At 65.3% G+C, this 18504-nt stretch carries 13 protein-coding genes; 8 read left to right on the plus strand and 5 right to left on the minus strand.

The features are described from left to right. Positions 1 to 653 precede the first annotated feature (653 nt). The 7 genes from VMI09_16960 (at position 654) to VMI09_16990 (ending at position 10936) form a co-directional block, all read left to right on the plus strand. The gene (locus VMI09_16960; protein ID HTQ26382.1) at positions 654 to 1964 is read left to right on the plus strand and encodes a VWA domain-containing protein; all 1311 of its coding nucleotides are present in this window, start codon (positions 654 to 656) and stop codon (positions 1962 to 1964) included. 75 nt (positions 1965 to 2039) lie between these two features. Then, the gene (locus tag VMI09_16965; GenBank protein ID HTQ26383.1) at positions 2040 to 2660 is read left to right on the plus strand and encodes an FHA domain-containing protein; all 621 of its coding nucleotides are present in this window, start codon (positions 2040 to 2042) and stop codon (positions 2658 to 2660) included. Positions 2661 to 2746: 86 nt separating this feature from the next. Continuing rightward, a complete protein-coding gene (locus VMI09_16970) occupies positions 2747 to 4594 on the plus strand; it encodes an FHA domain-containing serine/threonine-protein kinase (GenBank protein HTQ26384.1) in 1848 nt (615 codons plus the stop codon). A 107-nt stretch (positions 4595 to 4701) separates the two neighbouring features. Beyond that, positions 4702 to 6687, plus strand: a complete 1986-nt coding sequence (locus VMI09_16975; protein ID HTQ26385.1) for a Stp1/IreP family PP2C-type Ser/Thr phosphatase — start codon at positions 4702 to 4704, stop codon at positions 6685 to 6687. Then, positions 6687 to 9074, plus strand: a complete 2388-nt coding sequence (locus VMI09_16980) for a serine/threonine-protein kinase (GenBank protein HTQ26386.1) — start codon at positions 6687 to 6689, stop codon at positions 9072 to 9074. The genes VMI09_16975 and VMI09_16980 overlap by 1 nt, the downstream gene beginning before the upstream one ends. A 177-nt stretch (positions 9075 to 9251) precedes the next feature. Continuing rightward, positions 9252 to 10124: an FHA domain-containing protein gene (locus VMI09_16985; GenBank protein ID HTQ26387.1), complete on the plus strand. Its 873-nt coding sequence runs from the start codon at positions 9252 to 9254 to the stop codon at positions 10122 to 10124. Positions 10125 to 10144: 20 nt separating this feature from the next. Next, positions 10145 to 10936, plus strand: coding sequence for a hypothetical protein (locus VMI09_16990; protein HTQ26388.1), 792 nt, complete (start codon positions 10145 to 10147; stop codon positions 10934 to 10936). Positions 10937 to 11017: 81 nt separating this feature from the next. Here the strand turns inward: VMI09_16990 and VMI09_16995 are convergent, their stop codons facing one another. Beyond that, a complete protein-coding gene (locus VMI09_16995) occupies positions 11018 to 11944 on the minus strand; it encodes a Ku protein (GenBank protein ID HTQ26389.1) in 927 nt (308 codons plus the stop codon). Between the two features lie 102 nt (positions 11945 to 12046). On the opposite strand from VMI09_16995, the gene ligD reads away from it, so the two are divergent. Then, positions 12047 to 14767 (plus strand): DNA ligase D, encoded by a 2721-nt coding sequence (ligD, locus tag VMI09_17000; protein HTQ26390.1) that lies wholly within the window; start codon positions 12047 to 12049, stop codon positions 14765 to 14767. A gap of 31 nt (positions 14768 to 14798) precedes the next feature. Here the strand turns inward: ligD and VMI09_17005 are convergent, their stop codons facing one another. From VMI09_17005 to VMI09_17020, 4 genes are all read right to left on the minus strand, one after another. Continuing rightward, positions 14799 to 15824, minus strand: a complete 1026-nt coding sequence (locus VMI09_17005; protein ID HTQ26391.1) for a glycosyltransferase family 2 protein — start codon at positions 15822 to 15824, stop codon at positions 14799 to 14801. A 40-nt stretch (positions 15825 to 15864) separates the two neighbouring features. Then, entirely contained in the window at positions 15865 to 17493 is a 1629-nt protein-coding gene (locus tag VMI09_17010; GenBank protein ID HTQ26392.1) for a glycosyltransferase family 39 protein, read from the minus strand. Between the two features lie 207 nt (positions 17494 to 17700). Next, entirely contained in the window at positions 17701 to 17901 is a 201-nt protein-coding gene (locus VMI09_17015) for a cold shock domain-containing protein (protein HTQ26393.1), read from the minus strand. Between the two features lie 166 nt (positions 17902 to 18067). Then, positions 18068 to 18358 carry a hypothetical protein gene (locus VMI09_17020; GenBank protein HTQ26394.1) on the minus strand — a complete coding sequence of 97 codons (291 nt, stop codon included), beginning with the start codon at positions 18356 to 18358 and terminating at the stop codon, positions 18068 to 18070. Positions 18359 to 18504: the final 146 nt, after the last annotated feature.

The following is an 18504-nucleotide window of genomic DNA, read 5'->3' on the forward strand; positions in this document are numbered from 1 at the left end:
GTTCGTTAGTATAACCCTCGCCCAAGTGCAATGCATCCGCCCATAGGGAATAAGCACCCAATAGAGGCGGATAAACGCTAAACAAGAGATACTAAACGTCCGACCAGTGCCAAAAACGGACATGCCGGTGGAAATAGATAAAGATTCGGTCCCCGGCGGCTGGTGTCCCAGCTCGTCGTCGCGTCCGGCGGTTTTAGGGAAACGTATGGGCAGGCAGGAAGGGCAGGCAGCGAAGGAAGGCGGAAACCCCGTGCCCTAGCCGATCCGCTCTCCGGGTCGAAACGCGGGGCTGGAAGCCGAAGGTCGTGGTCAGGGGTTGTCATGCGAGGGGGGTGCGGTCGAGAGGCCATGACCGGGTGAGCGGCGGTGGCGGGAAGAGCAGCGCTTGGTCAGCAGCCGGGATTTCATCCGGCCGAGAAACCCCTAAACCCAGTCCGTATCCATCTTGAGGCTCAACTCGTATAGACTACTGGCCGGGCCGTTTTTGGGGGTATAGTCGGCAGTTAAGCGGCGGGCGCGGCGGCGAGCATCGGGTCGGAGAATGGAAAGATTTGCCGAGTCCCGATGAATGGCGTCCTGGCGACTTGGGGGCATCCGTTCAGTTGCCATAGTATCGCGCTTACACCTACAATTTGTGCCGGAGAGCATCTTAAATGGCAGCACCTCTTAGCTTCGAAGCCCTCGTGAGCCGCGAATACGTCCTTTCGAGCGCGGAAAATTTTGTCCTCTATGTACTGTTGGAAGCGATCGCGCAGGCCGGCGGCGGCGCCGGCGGTGGCTCGCGATTGCCGCTGAACCTCGGAGTCGTAATCGATCGTTCGGGCTCGATGTACGACGAACGGCGGCTGGAATTCGTGATCGAGGCGGTGAAGTTTCTGGCCGATAACGTAGCGCCCGAGGACAAGGTCGCGATAGTCGCCTTTGCCGACCGCGCCAAGGTGATCGTCGGCCCCGAGGAGATCCACGACAAGGGCGCGGTGCGGCGCGCGATCGAAGACATCGATCTGCTCGAGATCGGCGGCGGCACCCAGATGGCGCTCGGGATGCGCGCGGCGATCGACGAGGTCAAGAAGAACCTCGCCCCCAACCGGCTGAACCGCGTGCTGGTGCTGACCGACGGCCAGACCTACGAAGAAACCGCGTGCATCGATCTCGCCAGTCAGAACCGTGAGCAGATGTCGTTCTCGGCGATGGGCGTCGGGGTCGAGTTCAACGAAAAGCTGCTGATGCGGATCGCGCAGGATTCGCACGGCAAGTATCACCTCATCGGCAATCCCGAGGAAATTCCCGGCATTTTCGAGGACGAGCTTGCGGGCCTGCGCGCGGTCAGCGTGCGCAACGGACGAATCGAAGTCACGCTCGCTCAAGGCGTTCAGGTGCGCGAGGCCTTTCGCGCGAGTCCCGAGATCTACACGCTGGGCGCGCCACTGGTCGGCGAGGATCGCCACGTGAGCTATGAAATCGGCGACCTCGAGGCCAACGTCCCCGGCTCCGTGCTGATGACGCTGGTGTTGCCGCCGCGTAAGCCCGGCCCGGTTAGGATTCTGCAATCGAACCTGCGCTACGAGGTGCCGGGCGTCGGCGAACAGAGCCTTAGCCGCGACCTGACCGTCGAATACACGCTCGACCGCACGCTCACCGGCAAGGTCAACGGACGGGTGATGAACCTCGTCGACCAGGTATCGATCGCCAAGATGCAGTCGCGCGCCGAAGAGGAGCTCAAGGCCGGCAACGTGGATCGCGCGACGCGGCTCTTGAGCAACGCTATTCAGGGCACGCAACGCCTCGGCAACGTGAAGGCGACGCAGGCGCTGGTGGGCCTGATGGATCAAGTCAAGAAGACCCAGACCCTGCAGACCAAGGCGGCCAAGACCACGCTACTCCAGGCCCAGGCCGTGGTGCGCAAGACCCAGATGCTCGATCCGGAAGCGTTGAAGGATTTTTCCAAGCCCGACCAGGGGTAGCAGCTGAATCTGCCCGCAGGGCGGGCCTAAACTACGGTGGACGCCGATGATGCCGGCCAGTGAGGTGCTGAGAAGATGATCAAATGCAGCGAGTGCGGCTACGAAAACATCGATGGGCTTGACTACTGCGACGGTTGCGGCGCGAAGCTGAACCCCGCTGCCGCTCCCGCAGCCGGGGCCGCCGCCGCTCCCGAAGCGGCTGCGCAAGCCGCGCCGGCCGAAGCCGCCCCCGAGGCGCCCGAGGCCGAGCCGCCTCCGTCCGAAGTCCCGACCGGCGAGATCACGCCACCGCCCGAGGCGAACGCGACCGCTGCGGCAGCGGCAGCGCCGGCCGCGGAAGCTGCGGGGGTTCCGAGCGCGCGCGCCAGGCTGCAGGTCATACGCGGCGGACGCAAGGGTCATGAATTTCCGCTCGAGGACGGCAACAACCTGATCGGCCGCTGGGATCCGGAGACCGGGTCGTTCCCCGAGGTCGACCTTGACCAGGACGATCCCGAGGCCAAGATCTCGCGCAAGCACGCGCTCATCCGCTTCGAGGGCGGCAAGATCACGGTCGAGGATATCGGCAGCCTCAACGGCACCTACGTGAACCGCCAGCCGCGCCTGATGCCTGGCAATCCGGTCGAATTGAAAACTGGCGACGAGATAATCATCGGCAAAACATTTCTCAAGTTGATCGTCGAACCGGTCTCCTGAGCCGGGGTGGATGAGATGCGGCGCGAAGGTCCGGTTGGGAGCCGGGCCTTCGCTGTCTCGCCGCGAGCTTGCATCAGTAAGTCATCATGAAACCGGGTGAGCAGCTTGCCGTCGGCCACATGCTCGATGGCCGTTACCGGGTGCACAAGGTGCTTGGCCAGGGCGGGATGGGCCGCGTGTATCTCGCCAACGATACTCGCCTGGCTAACCGGCCCGTCGCGGTCAAGGAAATGATCATCGGCGACGGGATTGCGGAGAAAAAAGCGATCGAGGACTTCGCGCGCGAAGCCCGCGTGCTCGCTTCGCTCTCGCATCCGGGCATCCCCAACGTCATCGACTACTTCGCCGAGAACAATCGCCATTACCTGGTGATGGAGTTCGTCGCGGGCGGCGATTTGCAGGCGATGCTCGACAAGCTCGGGCCCAAGGGTAAGCTGCCCGAAAATCGCGTGCTGCGCTGGGCGCGCCAGATGCTCGACGTGTTGAGCTTTCTGCACGGCCAGACGCCGCCCATCATCTATCGCGACCTCAAACCCGGCAACATCATGATCGACAAGGAGGGCCGCGCGATGCTGATCGACTTCGGCATCGCACGCTTCCTGCCGCCCGGCGGCCGCGGCACGCAAATCGGCTCGGTCGGCTATGCTCCGCCCGAACAGTACATGGGCAAGGTCGAGCCGCGCTCGGACCTCTACTCGCTGGCCGCGACGATGCATCATCTGCTGACCGGCCGCGACCCGCAGCTCGAACCGCCCTTCAGCTTTCCGCCGCTGCGCGACTTGAGCCCCGAGGTTTCAGTCAAGAGCGCTGAAGTCGTGATGCGGGCGCTCGACAAGGACATCGAGAAGCGTCCGCCCTCGGCGCGCGACATGATGCATGCGCTGCCGGACCCCGGTCCCGAGCCCAAGGCCTCGGCAGCGCTCGGAGCGGCCGTCGGCGGCTCCGCGCCCGTCGCTTCGATGCCGACTGTGGTGCTCGACCGTCCCAAGTTGGCCGATTCGACAGGCCTCAGCGCCGCGCCACCGGCGGGAGGCCGGCGGCTCGGTGCGGCGCCGCCATCCGGCGGTGCATCGGCGCGCCCCTCGCTTACCAACATGCCGACGGTGGTGCTGACTCGGCCTGACGTTTCCGGGCAAGATACGCTCCGGTCTGACGCGCGCGAGCCCGCGGCGGCCGCTCCGCCTTCGGCATCGCCCTTCGCGGCGGGGCCGACGCTCGCCGCGAGTACGGCGGCGGGCGTGGCGAAGATGAAGTCGCTGGCGCGCTCAGCGCGGGCCATCGCGCAGCGCGCGGCGGCCAGGTTGCCTGCGCAGCAATCGTTGTTCGTCAAGCCGGATGCGGTTTCGTCCACGGCGAAGACCCAGGACTTGAGCGGCAAGGCCAGGGCGGCGGCGCAGGCGGCGCCGATCGCCACGCCATCGAGAAGCGAATCGATCTCGAAGAACGTCGGCGCGGGAAATGTTCCTTCGGGAACGAATGCGCCGCTGTCGAAGAGCGCCGCGCCGTCGGCGAAACCGGCCGGATCTTCCGGCGCGGCTTCAGTACCCTGGAGCGGAGCCCGTGGAAAGGCCGGTCTGAACGGCGCCGACTCCGCGGCTGCTCAGGCCGAGGCCCACGCGGGTGCGTGGCTGATCGCAAGCGGCGCCGCCCCGCGTTTCGGACTGGTGCGAAGCCGCATGATCGTGGGACGCGCGCTCGGCGGCGACGAGCCGGATATCGATCTCGGCAGGCTCAAGGGCCTGGCCGACCGGGTGTCGCGCCGCCACGCGGAGATAATCAAGCACGGCGCAGAGTACTTTATTCGCGATTTGGGAAGCCTGAACGGCACCTATATCACCGGGCGCGGGCGGCTTGGCCGCGACCAACTCTACAAGCTCAAGGATCGCGATCAGGTGGTTTTCGGCAGCGCCAAACTGGAGTTTCGCAAGGGCTAGTTGCCCAAGGTTCAAAAGCGATGATTACGTGCCCCGAGTGCGGCCAGACCGCTCCGGACGACGCCAGGTTCTGCGATCGCTGCGGTCAGGGATTGGCGAAATCGGCCGTGCCCAAGGTCGAATATGCGATCGCGGCGCTCGAGCCGGGCGCGCCGGTGCACGGCGGCGAATTTCGTATCGTCGAAGTGATCGGCCGCTCGGCGCTCGAGAATCGCTATCGCGCCGAACGCGCGCGCGATGGCGCCCCATCCGAGCTTGTGCAATTGCGCGAGCGGCTCCGACCTGCGCCCGCCCCGCAAGAACAGGCGGGCGCAGCCACGGCTCCGCCGGAGGATCCGACCGGGCCGCGTGCAAAGACCGCCGAACTCAAGCGTTCAGCACCGCCGCCCGCCGACGCGGCGGTAGCGGGTTCGAACGGGTCCAAGGCAGCGGCCGAGCAGGCAGCCGTCGCGGCCGACTCTCAAGAGACCGCGGTCGCGGCGAACGGCGGTGCGGGCGCGGAGGCCGCGCGGGCGGGCGCTACGGCGGCGCCCGCTGGCGGAGCGACCGAGCCGTTGGCTCAAGAGCAAGCGGCGGCCTCCAGCGAGTCTGCGGCGGTTCCAGAGCCTGCGCCGCCGATACCCGAGGCCCCTGCGGGCGTGAGCACGGCCGAAGGCGCGGCCCCCGACGGTGCGGAATCCCCCGCAACACAGGAAGACCTGGGCGACCTGTTCGGACGCGTGCTCGCGCTTTCGCTCACGCTGAACCATCCGGCCTTCCAGCGCGCGACGGGCGGCTTCGCGGATAGCGGACGCGTCTACCTGTGTTACCCGGACGAACAGTTCGTTCCGCTCGCGCATCGCCGCGGCGGGCTCAGGATGAGCGAGGGCGAGGCGCTTAACGTTGCGATCCAGGTCTGCCAGGCGGTTTCGTTTCTCAACCGGCGGGGGCTGCGTTTTAACGACATCTGCCCGCAATCGATCGCCTTTGGCCCCGGCGGGCGGGTGAAGCTTCTGGGCCTCGACTATGTCACCAATGACAACGAGCTTTTGGGCGAGCCGATCCTGAACGACGGCTACACGGCGCCCGAGGTCTATCGTGGCAAGCGGGTTGACAAACAGGCCGACGTCTTTTCGATCGGCGCGCTGCTCTACAGTTGTCTGACCGGCGAGCGGCTGGAGTCCGAGACCTGGCGCGAGGAGGCGGGCGCCGTGCGCTTTTACCCGCCGCACGTGGTTTCGCCCGAACTGGAGCAGGTGGTCCGCCGCGCGCTGCTGTTCGATCCGAAGGGACGATGGCCGACGGTCGATGCGCTCAAGGCGGAGCTGGTGCGCCTAAGCGCCACGATCCGGATTCGCGCGGCCGTGATGACCGACGTCGGGATGGTGCGCGAACATAACGAGGATGCCGTGATGGCGGCCGAGTTCGTGCGCCAAAGCCTCATCGAGCCGGCCGAGAGCTATCTTTACGTCGTCGCCGACGGAATGGGCGGGGCGGAAGCGGGCGAGGTGGCCAGCGCAATTGCCGTGGGCGCAATTCGTAAGTATGTTGAAGATGGGCTAGGTGGCGCAGAAGCCCAAAACCCGAGTCAACTGTTGACGGCGGCGCTCGAGGAGGCCAACCGCAGGATTATCGAATACCAGGCGGCTCATCCTGAGTCCCGCGGCATGGGGTCAACCGCCGTGAGCGTGCTGATCGCGCCGCCGGAGGGTGCTGTGGCATGGGTCGGCGACAGCAGGGTGTACCACTTCTCGGAGGCCTCGGGGTTGCGCCAGTTGACCCGCGATCATTCGCTCGTGCAGCGGCTAATCGAAATCGGCCAGATAACACCCGAAGAGGCGCGCCATCACGAGCACAAAAACGTAATCACCCGTTCGCTCGGCGCGCGCCAGAGCGGGCCGGCCGGGGCCGAGGGGATGGCGTTCAAACTCAAGCGCGGCGACCGCCTGATGCTCTGCAGCGACGGACTGACCGCTCACGTCGACGACCAAACTATCGGCGAGGTGTTGCGCCGCCACGACGCTCCTTACGCGGCGACGCGCGAACTGGTGGTGGCTGCGAACGCAGGGGGTGGAACCGACAACGTTTCGGTAATCGTTGTGTTTGCTGACTGATGGCGAAGACAGGCACATCCGGCGGGTTGCCTAATGAGCCGCTCACGTCCGGCACGGTCCTGCAAAACCGTTACGAGATCGAGCGCCTGCTGGGCGGCGGCGGGATGGGGATGGTCTATCTGGCGCGCGACCATCGGCTTGCCAACCGCTATTGCGCGGTCAAGGAGATGGTCGACCACTTCATCGACCAGCAGCAGCGAATCGAGGCCAACGAATACTTCGCCCGCGAAGCCGACACGCTGGCTCAGCTCAAGCACTCGGCCATTCCCGCCATAAGCGACCGCTTCGACGACCAGAATCGCCATTACCTGGTGATGGAGTACGTCGAGGGCCGCAACCTCGAAGAGGAGATCGCGGCGCGCGGCGGCCCGCTGCCCGAGGGGCTGATAATCGACATCGCGCGCCAGCTTTGCGACGTGCTGGCCTACCTCCACGGTTTCGCGCCGCCGGTCATCTACCGCGACATGAAGCCGTCGAACGTGATGCTGACGCCGAAGGGGCGGGTGGTGCTGATCGACTTCGGCATCGCGCGCCTGTTCAAGAGCGCGCGCAAGGGGACGATGATCGGCACGCTCGGCTTCGCGCCGCCCGAGCAGTATCAGGGCGCGGTCGATCCGCGAAGCGATATCTATTCGCTCGGCGCCACGCTGCACTATGCGCTCACCGGGCGCGATCCGGAGAAATATCCGCCGTTCAGCTTTCCGCCGGTGCGCGACCTGCGTCCGGAGGTCTCGACCAATCTGGCGGGCGCGATCGATCGCGCTCTCGCCTATCAGGCCGACGCGCGCCCCGTGACGATCCAGGATTTCCGCGAGATGATGCTCTACGGCACGGGCCTCGGCGACGCGGTCGGGGGGCCTGCGGTCACCTCCCACGGCGGCACCGCCGATCTCGTGCTGCCGCGTGAGACGGCCGAGGTAACCGCGCCGCCGCATCCGCGCCGCCGCCACCGGCGCAAGCGCCGCGCCGTGGCGTTCGCCGCCTTTTTCGTGGTCGTAGCCGGCGGCGCGTTCGGCGCGACCTACGTTTACAACAATCCCGAGTTGCAGCAGCGGCTCGGCGTCAAATCGTTCATCGATAGTCTGCCCTGGAAGGTTGAAGAGCGCCTGAACGCCGCCGCGGCTCATCCGCTCGATTTCCAGCGCATGACGCTGCAACTCTCGACCCGCTCGGGCGCGCCGCTCAGCTCGCCGCGGGCGACCTTTACCAATATCGAGTTGGCGAACAATCAGTACCTGCAGTGGAATGCTTCCTTCGTCAATCGGCTGGCGGGACTCAAGGGACAGGACGAGAAGGTAGAGGCGCGTTTCTTGAGCCCCTCGGGCCTGCAGATCGCGTCCAGCGACGCGAGCCGCTTTGTCGGACCGGGCGAGAACTCGGCCCAGTTCAGCGGCGTCGCGCTGATGCCTGACCTGGGCGCGCTCCCGCCCGGAAACTACAAGGTTGCAATTTACGTCAACAGCCAACCGATCGCCGAGCAGGCCTTCGCGGTCAGCCAGGACCTTGCGGCGTTGAAGGCGGCCGAGGCCGCCAACGCGGCAGAGAAGGCGCGCGAGGCGGCGGACAACGCCAAGGCGCATGACGAAGCCGAGCGGCTCGCGATGCTCGAAGCTCGCCGGCGCAAGCCCTTACAGTTGGCGGAGATCGAATTCCTCAACAGCACCAAGTCGGGCACTCCGCTGGCCGGGCCGAGCACCAGCTTCAATGCCTCCAAGGTTCTCTTCGTGAACTGGCGCATCACCTTCGAAAATCGGCTTTACAATCTCGATACCGGCCAATACCGGGTCGACGCGGCTTACATCGCGCCCGACGGCCATACGCTCGGCAGCGTGGACGACATCCGTATCGTGCCGCCCAACTCGCGCACCGCGATCTTCAGCGGACGGGTCGGCAACTCGGCCGGCGGCGCGTTCGTGCCCGGCCAGTACACGGTCAATTTCTATCTGAACGGCCAATACGTGGCGCAGAAAAAATTCCACGTGCTCGCGGACAATTCGCCGGCTTACCCCCCAACCTCGCTGGGGGCGTCATTGAGCTCGCCGCCGAGCAGCCTCAACGGCGGCGGCGCGGCAACCGGCACGATCGACGTCCCGACCCTCGCCACCGGCCGAATCGACGGGCTCGCGGGCACCAACAACATACCGCTCGAGTTGCGCCTGCGCCCGCAACCCAATGGCTTTCTGCACGGCGAGATGGTGATCCATCTGGCCAACTATGGAGCTACGCCGATCCAGGGCTTTATCCGCGGCAACCACGTCGAGTTCCAGGTGCCGTACGGAGCCAAGACGCTCTACTTCGACGGCCGCCGCAGTGCCGATCAGCTGAGCGGAACCTTCTCCGCGACGCCCACCGGCGAGCGGGGCAGTTGGACGACTGTCACCAATTGAGCATCGCGCACCAATTGAGCGCGGCGGCGGTGCGGAACTGCGCTCGCGAATTGCGGGTTATTCAAAACATTCGCGGCCACTCGGTAACTCCAGGCGCCAACCACGATGGGCATCAATCAGCCGTGGCGCGCTTGAACGCACGAGCGCCACGCGCAATGCTTTGTGGCTGGACACGCTATGGCGAGTAACGTTTCCCGGGAAAAGCTCCTTTTTTACTCCGCGGCGGGCGGGATGGGCGGATTCGCCGCATGGGGTGTGCAGGAATCGTTCGCCGGCATCCGCAGCTACTATTTGCGCGACGCGACGACCGGCCTGATTATCGGACTGTTCATCTGCGGCTTTCTCGCCTCGATTGAGGCGCTCAGCGTCAGCCAATGGCGTCAGGCGATGCGCGGGGTCAAGAGCGGCGCGATCTTCGGCGCGATCGGCGGCGCCGCGGGATTGGTCGGCGGCGAGATCCTTTTCAGCATCCTGCACGGGCTTGTCGGCCGCGTGCTGGGATGGGCGCTGCTCGGCGTCGCGGTTGGATTGGGGGTTGGATGGGCGTCCGGGTCGGGCGCGCGCAAACGCAACGGCGCGCTGGGCGGTCTTCTCGGCGGCGCGCTCGGCGGGCTCTGCTACCAGACGCTGACCACCACCTTTCCTCAATTTTTCGGCCGCGCGATCGCGATTATCGTGCTTGGCATGCTGATCGGGTTCTTCATCGGACTGGTGGGCGAATTGCTCAAGCGGGGATGGCTGATGGTGATCCGCAGCCAGAGCCGCAACGCCCGCGAGGGCCGCGAATATCCGCTGACCAAGCCGGTCACGATCATCGGGCGCGCCGAGGAGAGCGATATCGGCCTGTTCGGCGACCAGAGCGTGCTGGCCCATCACGCGATCATCCGCCGCGAGGGGCGCGATTTCGTGGTCAGTCCGGCGGGCGGCGGCCAGATACTGATCAACCGCCGTCCGGTGAGCGGGCGCCAGGCGCTGCACAGCGGCGACCGGGTCGAGGTCGGCGGCACACTATTTATCTTCCGCGAGCGGGCGCAGGCCGCGCAGAACTGAGGCCCGGGTTGAGAGACGCTGTGGGGCTAGAAACTACGGGCTTGCGACTGTTCGCCGGCGCGCTGGCCGCAATCGCGGCCGCGGCGCTGTTTGCCGCGTGCGCCACCACCGTCCAGCAGGAGATTGCCGCCGAGCCGCCGACCGCGCTCGAGACGCTCACCTATTTCCCCTTTCAGGTTAAGGGTTACCAGAACAGCTATCCGCGCCGCCGGATAATCGTGCTGATGCCGACCGACGCGCGCGACTTCAAGGACACCGGGGGCCAGGCCCATGCGCCGCAGGACGGCAATCCCGCCACGGGCGTGATGCTCGGTCCGGACGGCGCCGTCGTCCAGCGAATTTTCAGTACCGCGCTCGGCCCGATCGTGCAGGGCGCGATCGTGCGCTCGGCCGACGAGGCCGGGATGCTTGCCACGGCGTCCAACGACTCGCTGGACGCGGCGCTCAAGGAAACCAACGAGGACTACGTACTGGAGAGCAGGATCGTCCGATGCTGGGTGAACAAACATACGGGGACCGACGTGAATGCGCCGCCAAGCTCGAGCCTGGGATGGTTCACCACCGCCGACGTCGCCATCGACGTGGTCATCTACAAGCCCCCGTTCAACGTCGCCTTCTGGCAGGGCGAGAGCACCGCGACCTATAGCGACCCGCCGGCCGACAACGGCACCGGGATGGGCGATGACGTGCCGATCTACGACCGGCCGGGCGAGGTGCTGTCGGTCGCGCTGACGCGGGCGGTGGCGGGAATTTTCAAGCGCGAGGCGCTGCATGCGCTGATCGTGCAGGACACCGTCGGACCTCAACACTGATCGCGGTCCGCAGGCTGCGGAGCTTGGCCGGGAGCGGCTGAGGCCGCGTACCGAACGGCGCGCGGCCCCAGCTGGCTTCTGCTACTTCTTGGATGCGGCGCGGCGGCGCGCGCCGGCGCGCGCGCGCGGTGCACGGGCGTGCGCTTTGGCGTCGCCCGTGCCGGTCGCCTTGGCGGGCTCCTCGGCAGACTCGCCGGCGGCTTCGGCCTCGTGCTCCGGAGCGCGGGCAGCCCCGCGCTTTTCGAGCGAAGCCTTGAGCGCGGCCATCAAGTCGATCACCTGGCCGCGCCGCGGCTCTTCGTGCGCTTCCGTCACCTGTTGTCCGGCGACCTTCTGCTGCGCTGCCTCTTCGACCTTTTCGCGGAAGGTATCGTGATACTTTGACAGGTCTATCTTCTTGCTCGTGAGCTCGCCGATTAGCCGCTCGGCCAGGGCGAGTTCGCTTTCTTTGGCGGCCTCGTTGGTCGCGCGATCAACGTCGTCGATCGATCGCACCTCGTCGGCATAGTAGATCGTGTGCATCATCAGCCCTTTCTCGTAGGGCCGCAGAACCACGACGTGTTCCTTGCCGCGCAGCGTGTAACGCCCAAGCGCGACGCGCCCGGTCTTTGTCATTGCGTCGGTGAGCAGGCGATAGGCTTTGGCCGAGGCCTGATCGCATCCGAGGTAATACGCGGTCTCGAAATAGATCGGGTCAATCTGCTCCAGCGGGACGAACTCGGTTATCTCGATCGAATGGTTGCCGCCGCGCGCCTCCAGGGTCTTCAGTTCATCGTCGCTGAAAGTGACGTAGCGATCCTTGGAAACTTCATAGCCGCGCACCAGTTCGCTGCGGTCGATAATCGTATTATCCACGGGGCAGAAGATTTTCTGCTGGATCCGGCTCAGATCCTTGGCATGCAACAGGTTGAAGCTGACCGATCTGGACCGTGTCGCCGGGAAAAGGCGCACAGGAATCGAAACCAGGCCGAACGAGATGTTGCCGTTGCCGACGGGACGTGATGCCATTGATGTAGCCCTCCCGGATAAAATCAGCTTAGCGGTACCGCCGCCGCGGAATCCATACAGTTTCCGATCAAAAATCGGAAGGCGAAGATTGAACGAAAAATAATGACGCTCGACGAATATCGCCGCAAACGCAGCGCCGAGCGCACGCCCGAGCCCTTCGGAGAAACCCCGCTGCCGGGCCGGCCCGCCGGCGGAATGTTCGTCGTGCAGAAGCACGCCGCGACGAGGCTCCATTACGACTTCCGGCTCGAGATGGAGGGCGTCCTGCGCTCGTGGGCGATACCCAAAGGACCGTCGCTCAATCCCGCAGATAAACGGCTTGCCGTGATGGTCGAGGACCATCCGATCGAGTACGGCGATTTCGAAGGGATCATTCCCGAGGGCAACTACGGCGCGGGCGAGGTAATCGTCTGGGACCGCGGCGTCTATCGTTTGGCCGATCCGCCGGACGACGTGGCCGGCGCTGTCCGCGCGGGCAAGCTCGACATCGAGATGTTCGGTTTCAAGCTCAGAGGCGGGTACGCGATGGTGCGGACGAGCGGGCGCAAGTCCGAGGCTCGCGCGAGCCGTAACGAAAAGCCGCAATGGCTCTTGATCAAGCGGCACGACGCCTTCGCCTCGACCGAAACGGACATCGCGGAAAGCCGGCCCCGCTCGGTGCTGTCCGGGCTTACGCTCCAGGAGCTCTCGGATGCGTCCACGCTCGCGGCGCGTCTGGTCACCGAGCTCGAGCAGCTGCGCGCGCCGGAATTGAAGGACGCGGTCGTGCCTGAGCGGTTTCCTTTTGCGCTCGCGAAGCTGGTGAACGGTCCGGTCGAGGGTCCGGAGTGGCTGCACGAGATCAAATACGACGGAGTGCGCGCGCTCGCGATCCGCGACGGTGCTGCGATACGGATTTTCGGCCGCAGCGGCCTTGAAGCCACCGCCAACTATCCTGAGGTGGTGCTCGCACTCAGCAAGTTGCCATTTGCCCGCTTCGTGCTCGACGGCGAGATCATCGCGTTCGGTCCCGACGGACGGCCGAATTTCCAGGCTTTGCAACGGCGCATCCAGGCGCGGGATCGCCGCCAGATCGCGGAAATGGCGCTCGCCCATCCGGCCCAGTACTACGTGTTCGATCTCCTGGCCTTCGATCGCTTCGATCTTCGCGGCCTGGGGCTTGAGCAGCGAAAGGATATGCTCCGCCGAGTCGTTCGCGACGAGGGGCTGCTGCGTTATTCGGACTATCACACGGGCAGCGGACGCCAGTTTTACGACGCGGTTGCAGAGCTTGGGCTCGAGGGCGTGGTCGCCAAGCGCTTGAACTCGCCCTATCCGGCAGGCCGCAGTGGTGCATGGCTCAAAATCAAGTGCCCGCGTACCGAGCGGTTCGTGATCGGCGGATGGACCGAGCCTGCGGGCTCGCGCACGCATTTTGGCGCGCTGCTGGTCGGGCAGTACGAGGCGCCTGAAGTACTGCGATTCGTGGGCCGTGTCGGCACCGGCTTCGATGATGAGCGGCTGCGAACGATCGGTGCGAAGCTGCGCGCGCGCGCGATCTCTGCATCGCCGTTTCGACGCCGCGACCCGGGCGAACCGGCAATCCCGTCCGGCGCGCATTTCTGCAGGCCGGACCTGGTATGCGAAGTGCGCTTCACGGAATGGACCGAGGGTGGCGTGGTGCGCCATCCGAGCTTCCTCGGGCTGATCGAGGGAGCGAATGCCGCCGAATGCGCGTACCAGGGCCCGGATTCATCGTCGAGCCCATCGTCGAGTCCGCCAGGCGCCGCGCCTCAAGCCTCGACGCTCCTCGCCCCCGAGAACTTCGCGCAGCCCTCGCGTCCGGCATCTCCGGATCCATCCGCAAATCTCTCGACGAATAACCAAACGGGGGACAAGTCGGCGGAGGTTTCGAATCCCGTGAAAGGCACCGCTCACACGCACGATCCTGATCACGTGGAAATCACGCACGCGGATAAGATTTTCTGGCCGGCCGAGGGTTACACCAAGGGCGACCTGGTCGAATACTACGAGACTATCGCGCCGTGGATGCTGCCGTATCTGAAAGACCGTCCCGTGATGCTGACGCGCTATCCGGACGGAATCGAAGGCAAGAGCTTTTTTCAGAAGGATGCGCCGGGCTACGTGCCCGGATGGATTCGCCGCGTGAAGATCTATTCCGAGGATTCCCGGCGCGAGATTTCCTACTTCATCCTCGAGAGCGTCAAGGCGCTGAAATACGTCGCGAACATGGGCGCGATACCGATACATATCTGGTCGTCGCGGACGCCGAGCCTCGGCAATCCCGACTGGCTATTGTTCGATATCGATCCCAAGGGTTCGACCACCGAGCGGGCCGTGCTCGTCGCCGAGGAAACTGCCCGCGTGCTGCGGAGCGTCGGGATGCGTCCGTACGTCAAAACCTCGGGGCAGGCCGGTCTCCATGTGGTGGTCGGACTGAGGCCGCACTACACCTACGAGCAGGCGCGGATGTTCTGCGAAGCAGTCGCGCGGGTGGTGGTGGCGCGGATACCCGACGCGGCGACGGTGACGCGCACGCCGGCCGCGCGTAAGGGAAGGGTGTATATCGACTATCTGCAACTTGGGCAGGGCAAAACGATCGCGGCGCCGTTCGCCGTGCGTCCGCAGCCCGGCGCCCCGGTTTCGGCGCCGCTCAAGTGGAATGAACTGAGAAGCGGCCTCGATCCGCGAAAATTCAATATCAAGACGATGCCGCGCAGGATGACCCGTCTGGGAGAGGATCCGTTCCTCGGCGGGCTTACCGATCAGCAGGAGATCGAGGCTGCGCTGCCGAAGGTCGAGTCGATGCTGCGCGGGAAATAGCCCGCGGCTTCGCTCCGCTCAGGCCGGCGAATCAGTCGCCATCGAAGCCGTGCAGTTCGCGGATCACGTAAAGCGGCCGGCCCTTGACCTCGTTATAGACCCGGCCCATGTACTCGCCGAGGATGCCGAGCGTGATGAGCTGGATTCCGCCGAGGAACAGCAGCACCACCATCAGCGAGGTATAGCCCGGCACGTCGACGTCGTGCAGCAGCTTTCGGATCGCGAGCACCACCGCGTAGAGAAAGGCGAAGGCCGAGATGGTGAAGCCGAAGTAGCTCCAGACCTTGAGCGGGAAGGAGCTGAACGACGTGATCCCGTCCATCGCGAAGTTCCACAGCCGCCAGTAGTTCCACTTGGTGCCGCCGGCCTGGCGCTCCTCGCGCTGGTAATAGATCGCAGTCTGCTTGAAGCCGACCCACGCGAACAGCCCCTTCATGAAGCGCGTGCGCTCCGGCAGCCGGACCATCACGTCCACGACGCGCCGGTCGAGCAAGCGGAAGTCGCCGGTGTCGCGCGGGATCGGAACGTCCGCGATCGCTTCGAATACGCGGTAGAAAAAATGCGCCGTGGTGCGCTTGAGCCAGGTGTCGCCCGGCCGTTCCTTGCGCGTCGCGTAAACCACGTCGTAGCCCTTGCGCCACAGCTCCACCATCTCTTCGATCAGCTCGGGTGGATCCTGCAGATCGGCGTCGAGCGGCACCACCGCGCGCCCGCGCGCATAGTCGAGCCCGGCGCTGAGTGCGATATCCTTGCCGAAGGTGCGCGAGAGGCTGAGCACCTTGAGCGCGTGGTTGCGGGCACGATGCGCGAGCAGACCGGCGAGGGTTTCATCGCTGCTGCCGTCGTTGACGGCCACGATCTCGTAGCTGAGCCCTAGCCGTTCCATCACCTTGCCGAGGCGTTCGAACAGGCGGTCGAGTACGGGCGCCTCGTTGAACATCGGCACGACGATTGAAAGTTCGGGCGCGAGTTCGGGAGCAGCCTGCACCGCCGCGATCGAGTTGGTGCCGCGGCCGACGACCGGCTCCAGATGCGTCGGCTCGAGCGCGCGCTTCATCGTCGGCCCGCGCGCGCGCGGAACGGTCTCGGCCCGGCGCTTATCTCGGTGTGACAGTACCCGCGCGGCGCACGGAAAAAAGATCGTAGTGGGCGGTTCCGTTGCGCGGGTATCGCTTGATCAAATTCAGACATGGCCCCCCCCCGGCTCCGCCCCATTCCCGCTCGCCGCGGTCATCCATCATGAGATAACTGGCCGAAGGATGTGCCGCAAGCCACCCGCAGAGGTCATCTCGCGGCGCGGGAGCGGCCGGCAGCGGGACAAAGCCTGCGCCGGCATAAAAGGCCACGCGGGGGTCAGTTCCCGCGACGGCCGCCGCGGCATCCCTGCGCCGGGCGATCTCCTGCCCGGCATAGCGCATGCCGCGCTGGTCGTAGCCGAGCGGGAACAGCGTGCGCGGCAGGAGCGCGATTAGGACGACAAAAACGACTGCCGGACCCGACAGCATCCGTCCAAGCGGCGAGCGCGTCCGCGAGAGGCGCGCATCGAGCCATCCCGCGGTCTCGTCAAGTCCGATTACGACCCATCCGAACGTAAACGGGACCACATGAAGCATCAGGCGCGTACCGGTGCCCGTGAGCACGAACCCGACGAAGTACATCGCGAACAGCGCCGCGAGCATCGTCTCTCCCCACCGCGCAGCGATCGAACGGCTGTCGGCCCAGAGACCGATGATCAGTCCAGCGCACAGCAGCGGTCCGAGGGCCTGGACAAGCGAGTAGCACGAGCCGAAAAAGTCGCGCTCGACTTTTCTTACGTAGGTGCGAGGGTCGAGTTCGATCGCGGTCAGCCACGAGGTTGTCGGCTGATAACCCATCTCGCGAAATCGCTCGAGCTTGCCGACCGTCATGCCGGTTGCCTCCATCGTTATCGTGACGAGCTGCCGGCCGACCGTCCAATGGCCCGTAAATGCGCGCAGCCAAAGCAGGTAGGGCGCAGCGACGAGCAGGAATATCGCGATAAGCACGCCGGCGGCGGCGAGGCCCCACCGCAGCGTCCATCGGCGCCAGACGAACGAACCACCGGCCAGCATCGCGGCGAGGAGCGCGGGAACCCCGATTGCCTCGGTGCGATACAGATAGGCGAGTCCACAGACTATTGCGGCGGCCGCGACGTCCGCCAGACGTTGGCGCTTGACCCCGCGCACCACGAGCAGCAGCGTCGCGGTCAGGAGCGCGATGTACCCGGCCTCGGTGCGCGCCGAAGCCGAATAAGCGGCGAGCATCGGATGGATCGCCGCGAGCGCGGCTGCGCCGGCGGCCACGCCGCGGCGTCCATAGGCCTCGCGCATCAGGTAGTACAGCCACACGACGCCGGCGGTGCCGAGCGCCACCGACAAAAGCTCGCCCGCAAGTTCCCAGTTGCCAATTGCGCGATAGATTATGGAGACGAGGAAGGGGTAGAGCGGCGAGAAGACCCAGGCGAGCGCTTCCCGGGGGCGTCCGGCGTAAAACTCGCGCGCCATCGCTATATAGGCCACGCCGTCCGCCGAGATGCAGTAGCTGGTGACGACCAGAAAAAGGCGGATCGCCGCCGCCACTGCCGCCAGTGTGCCGACCACGCGAGGCTCGGAATATTGCGAGAGCCAGTGCGTAAGGCGATCGGTATCGGCCGATCCTTCGGGAGGGCTCTGGGCAAAAGCGGCGCCGCGGGCTTCAGATCCAGTCACGTCGCCGTATCTTATGGGTTCGAGACGATTCGGCGCGAATCGCCGCTTCGAAAGGTGCCGCTTCGAAAGGGGCGTTCTCCGAGGCGAAATCCCTCCGGGCACGGATGAAGCCGACGGCCCGAGGCCGCGTCGGTTTTGCGGGTTGCGCTCTCGCGGCGGGCCCGTTAAGGCCCGCCGCGAGGCTGCTTGGAAAGGTGCTGACTGAGGCTAGCGGCGCGATACCTTGGCTGCCTGAAGTCCCTTGGGTCCCTGGGCGACCTCGAACTGAACTTCCTCGCCTTGCTCTAGTGAGCGAAAGCCGTTGCCGTCGATCGAAGTGTAGTGGACGAATACCTCCTGCCCGTCTTCCATGGTAATGAAGCCGTAGCCTTTCTTGGAACTAAACCATTTGACCGTGCCGTTAGACATCTCCCCCGAGACCTCCATGCCGTAACCGTTCGTACCCGGCGCTGCCGGGTACCTCCCCACTCGCTATACCGGCGCGCATATACCACAAAGACGCGCCCTGAACCAGCGGTTTTGATGGATTTCTACGGAGGCCTTTGAAGCGCTGCCGGCCGTGAAAGGGAGATCTCTATCCGCGCCAAAACCGAGGGCGGGCATGAATATGACAATGATCGGGGATCTGTCGCATGACGCCGTCGATGACGAACTTGTCATCGCCGAACTTGGCGCGCGCGACGGCCGAGAGCGCGTCGACCATCAGAGCGCGTTCGGCTTCGGTTGCGGTCGCGCGATGCTCTCCGAGCACGGCCATCGGCGTGTCGCACGAATCGCAATCGAGGATGGTAAACACCACGGGATGAATGAAGCGGGCGTAATGCTGGGTATATTCACGCAGCTCGCAGAGTTCGCACTTGGACATCACTTAAGACCTGTCCGTCGGCGGCCCGCTCGGCAAGCCGCTCGTCATTCATCCGATCGGAAACTATGAACCGTCCGCCCCGATCGCGCAGGATTTGACGGGCGCTTGCGGGCCGCAAGGCCCGCAGCGCGCATCTGAGGGGGCAG

The organism is Candidatus Binataceae bacterium, from assembly GCA_035500095.1.
Taxonomy (GTDB): domain Bacteria; phylum Desulfobacterota; class Binatia; order Binatales; family Binataceae; genus JAKAVN01.

What these genes read in the sequence shown, in the direction of transcription:
- VMI09_16960 (HTQ26382.1), top strand. Translation starts at nt 654, where the DNA reads ATGGCAGCACCTCTTAGCTTCGAAGCCCTCGTGAGCCGCGAATACGTC.
- VMI09_16965 (HTQ26383.1), top strand. Translation starts at nt 2,040, where the DNA reads ATGATCAAATGCAGCGAGTGCGGCTACGAAAACATCGATGGGCTTGAC.
- VMI09_16970 (HTQ26384.1), top strand. Translation starts at nt 2,747, where the DNA reads ATGAAACCGGGTGAGCAGCTTGCCGTCGGCCACATGCTCGATGGCCGT.
- VMI09_16980 (HTQ26386.1), top strand. Translation starts at nt 6,687, where the DNA reads ATGGCGAAGACAGGCACATCCGGCGGGTTGCCTAATGAGCCGCTCACG.
- VMI09_16985 (HTQ26387.1), top strand. Translation starts at nt 9,252, where the DNA reads ATGGCGAGTAACGTTTCCCGGGAAAAGCTCCTTTTTTACTCCGCGGCG.
- VMI09_16995 (HTQ26389.1), bottom strand. Translation starts at nt 11,944, where the DNA reads ATGGCATCACGTCCCGTCGGCAACGGCAACATCTCGTTCGGCCTGGTT.
- ligD (HTQ26390.1), top strand. Translation starts at nt 12,047, where the DNA reads ATGACGCTCGACGAATATCGCCGCAAACGCAGCGCCGAGCGCACGCCC.
- VMI09_17005 (HTQ26391.1), bottom strand. Translation starts at nt 15,824, where the DNA reads ATGAAGCGCGCGCTCGAGCCGACGCATCTGGAGCCGGTCGTCGGCCGC.
- VMI09_17015 (HTQ26393.1), bottom strand. Translation starts at nt 17,901, where the DNA reads ATGTCTAACGGCACGGTCAAATGGTTTAGTTCCAAGAAAGGCTACGGC.
- VMI09_17020 (HTQ26394.1), bottom strand. Translation starts at nt 18,358, where the DNA reads ATGTCCAAGTGCGAACTCTGCGAGCTGCGTGAATATACCCAGCATTAC.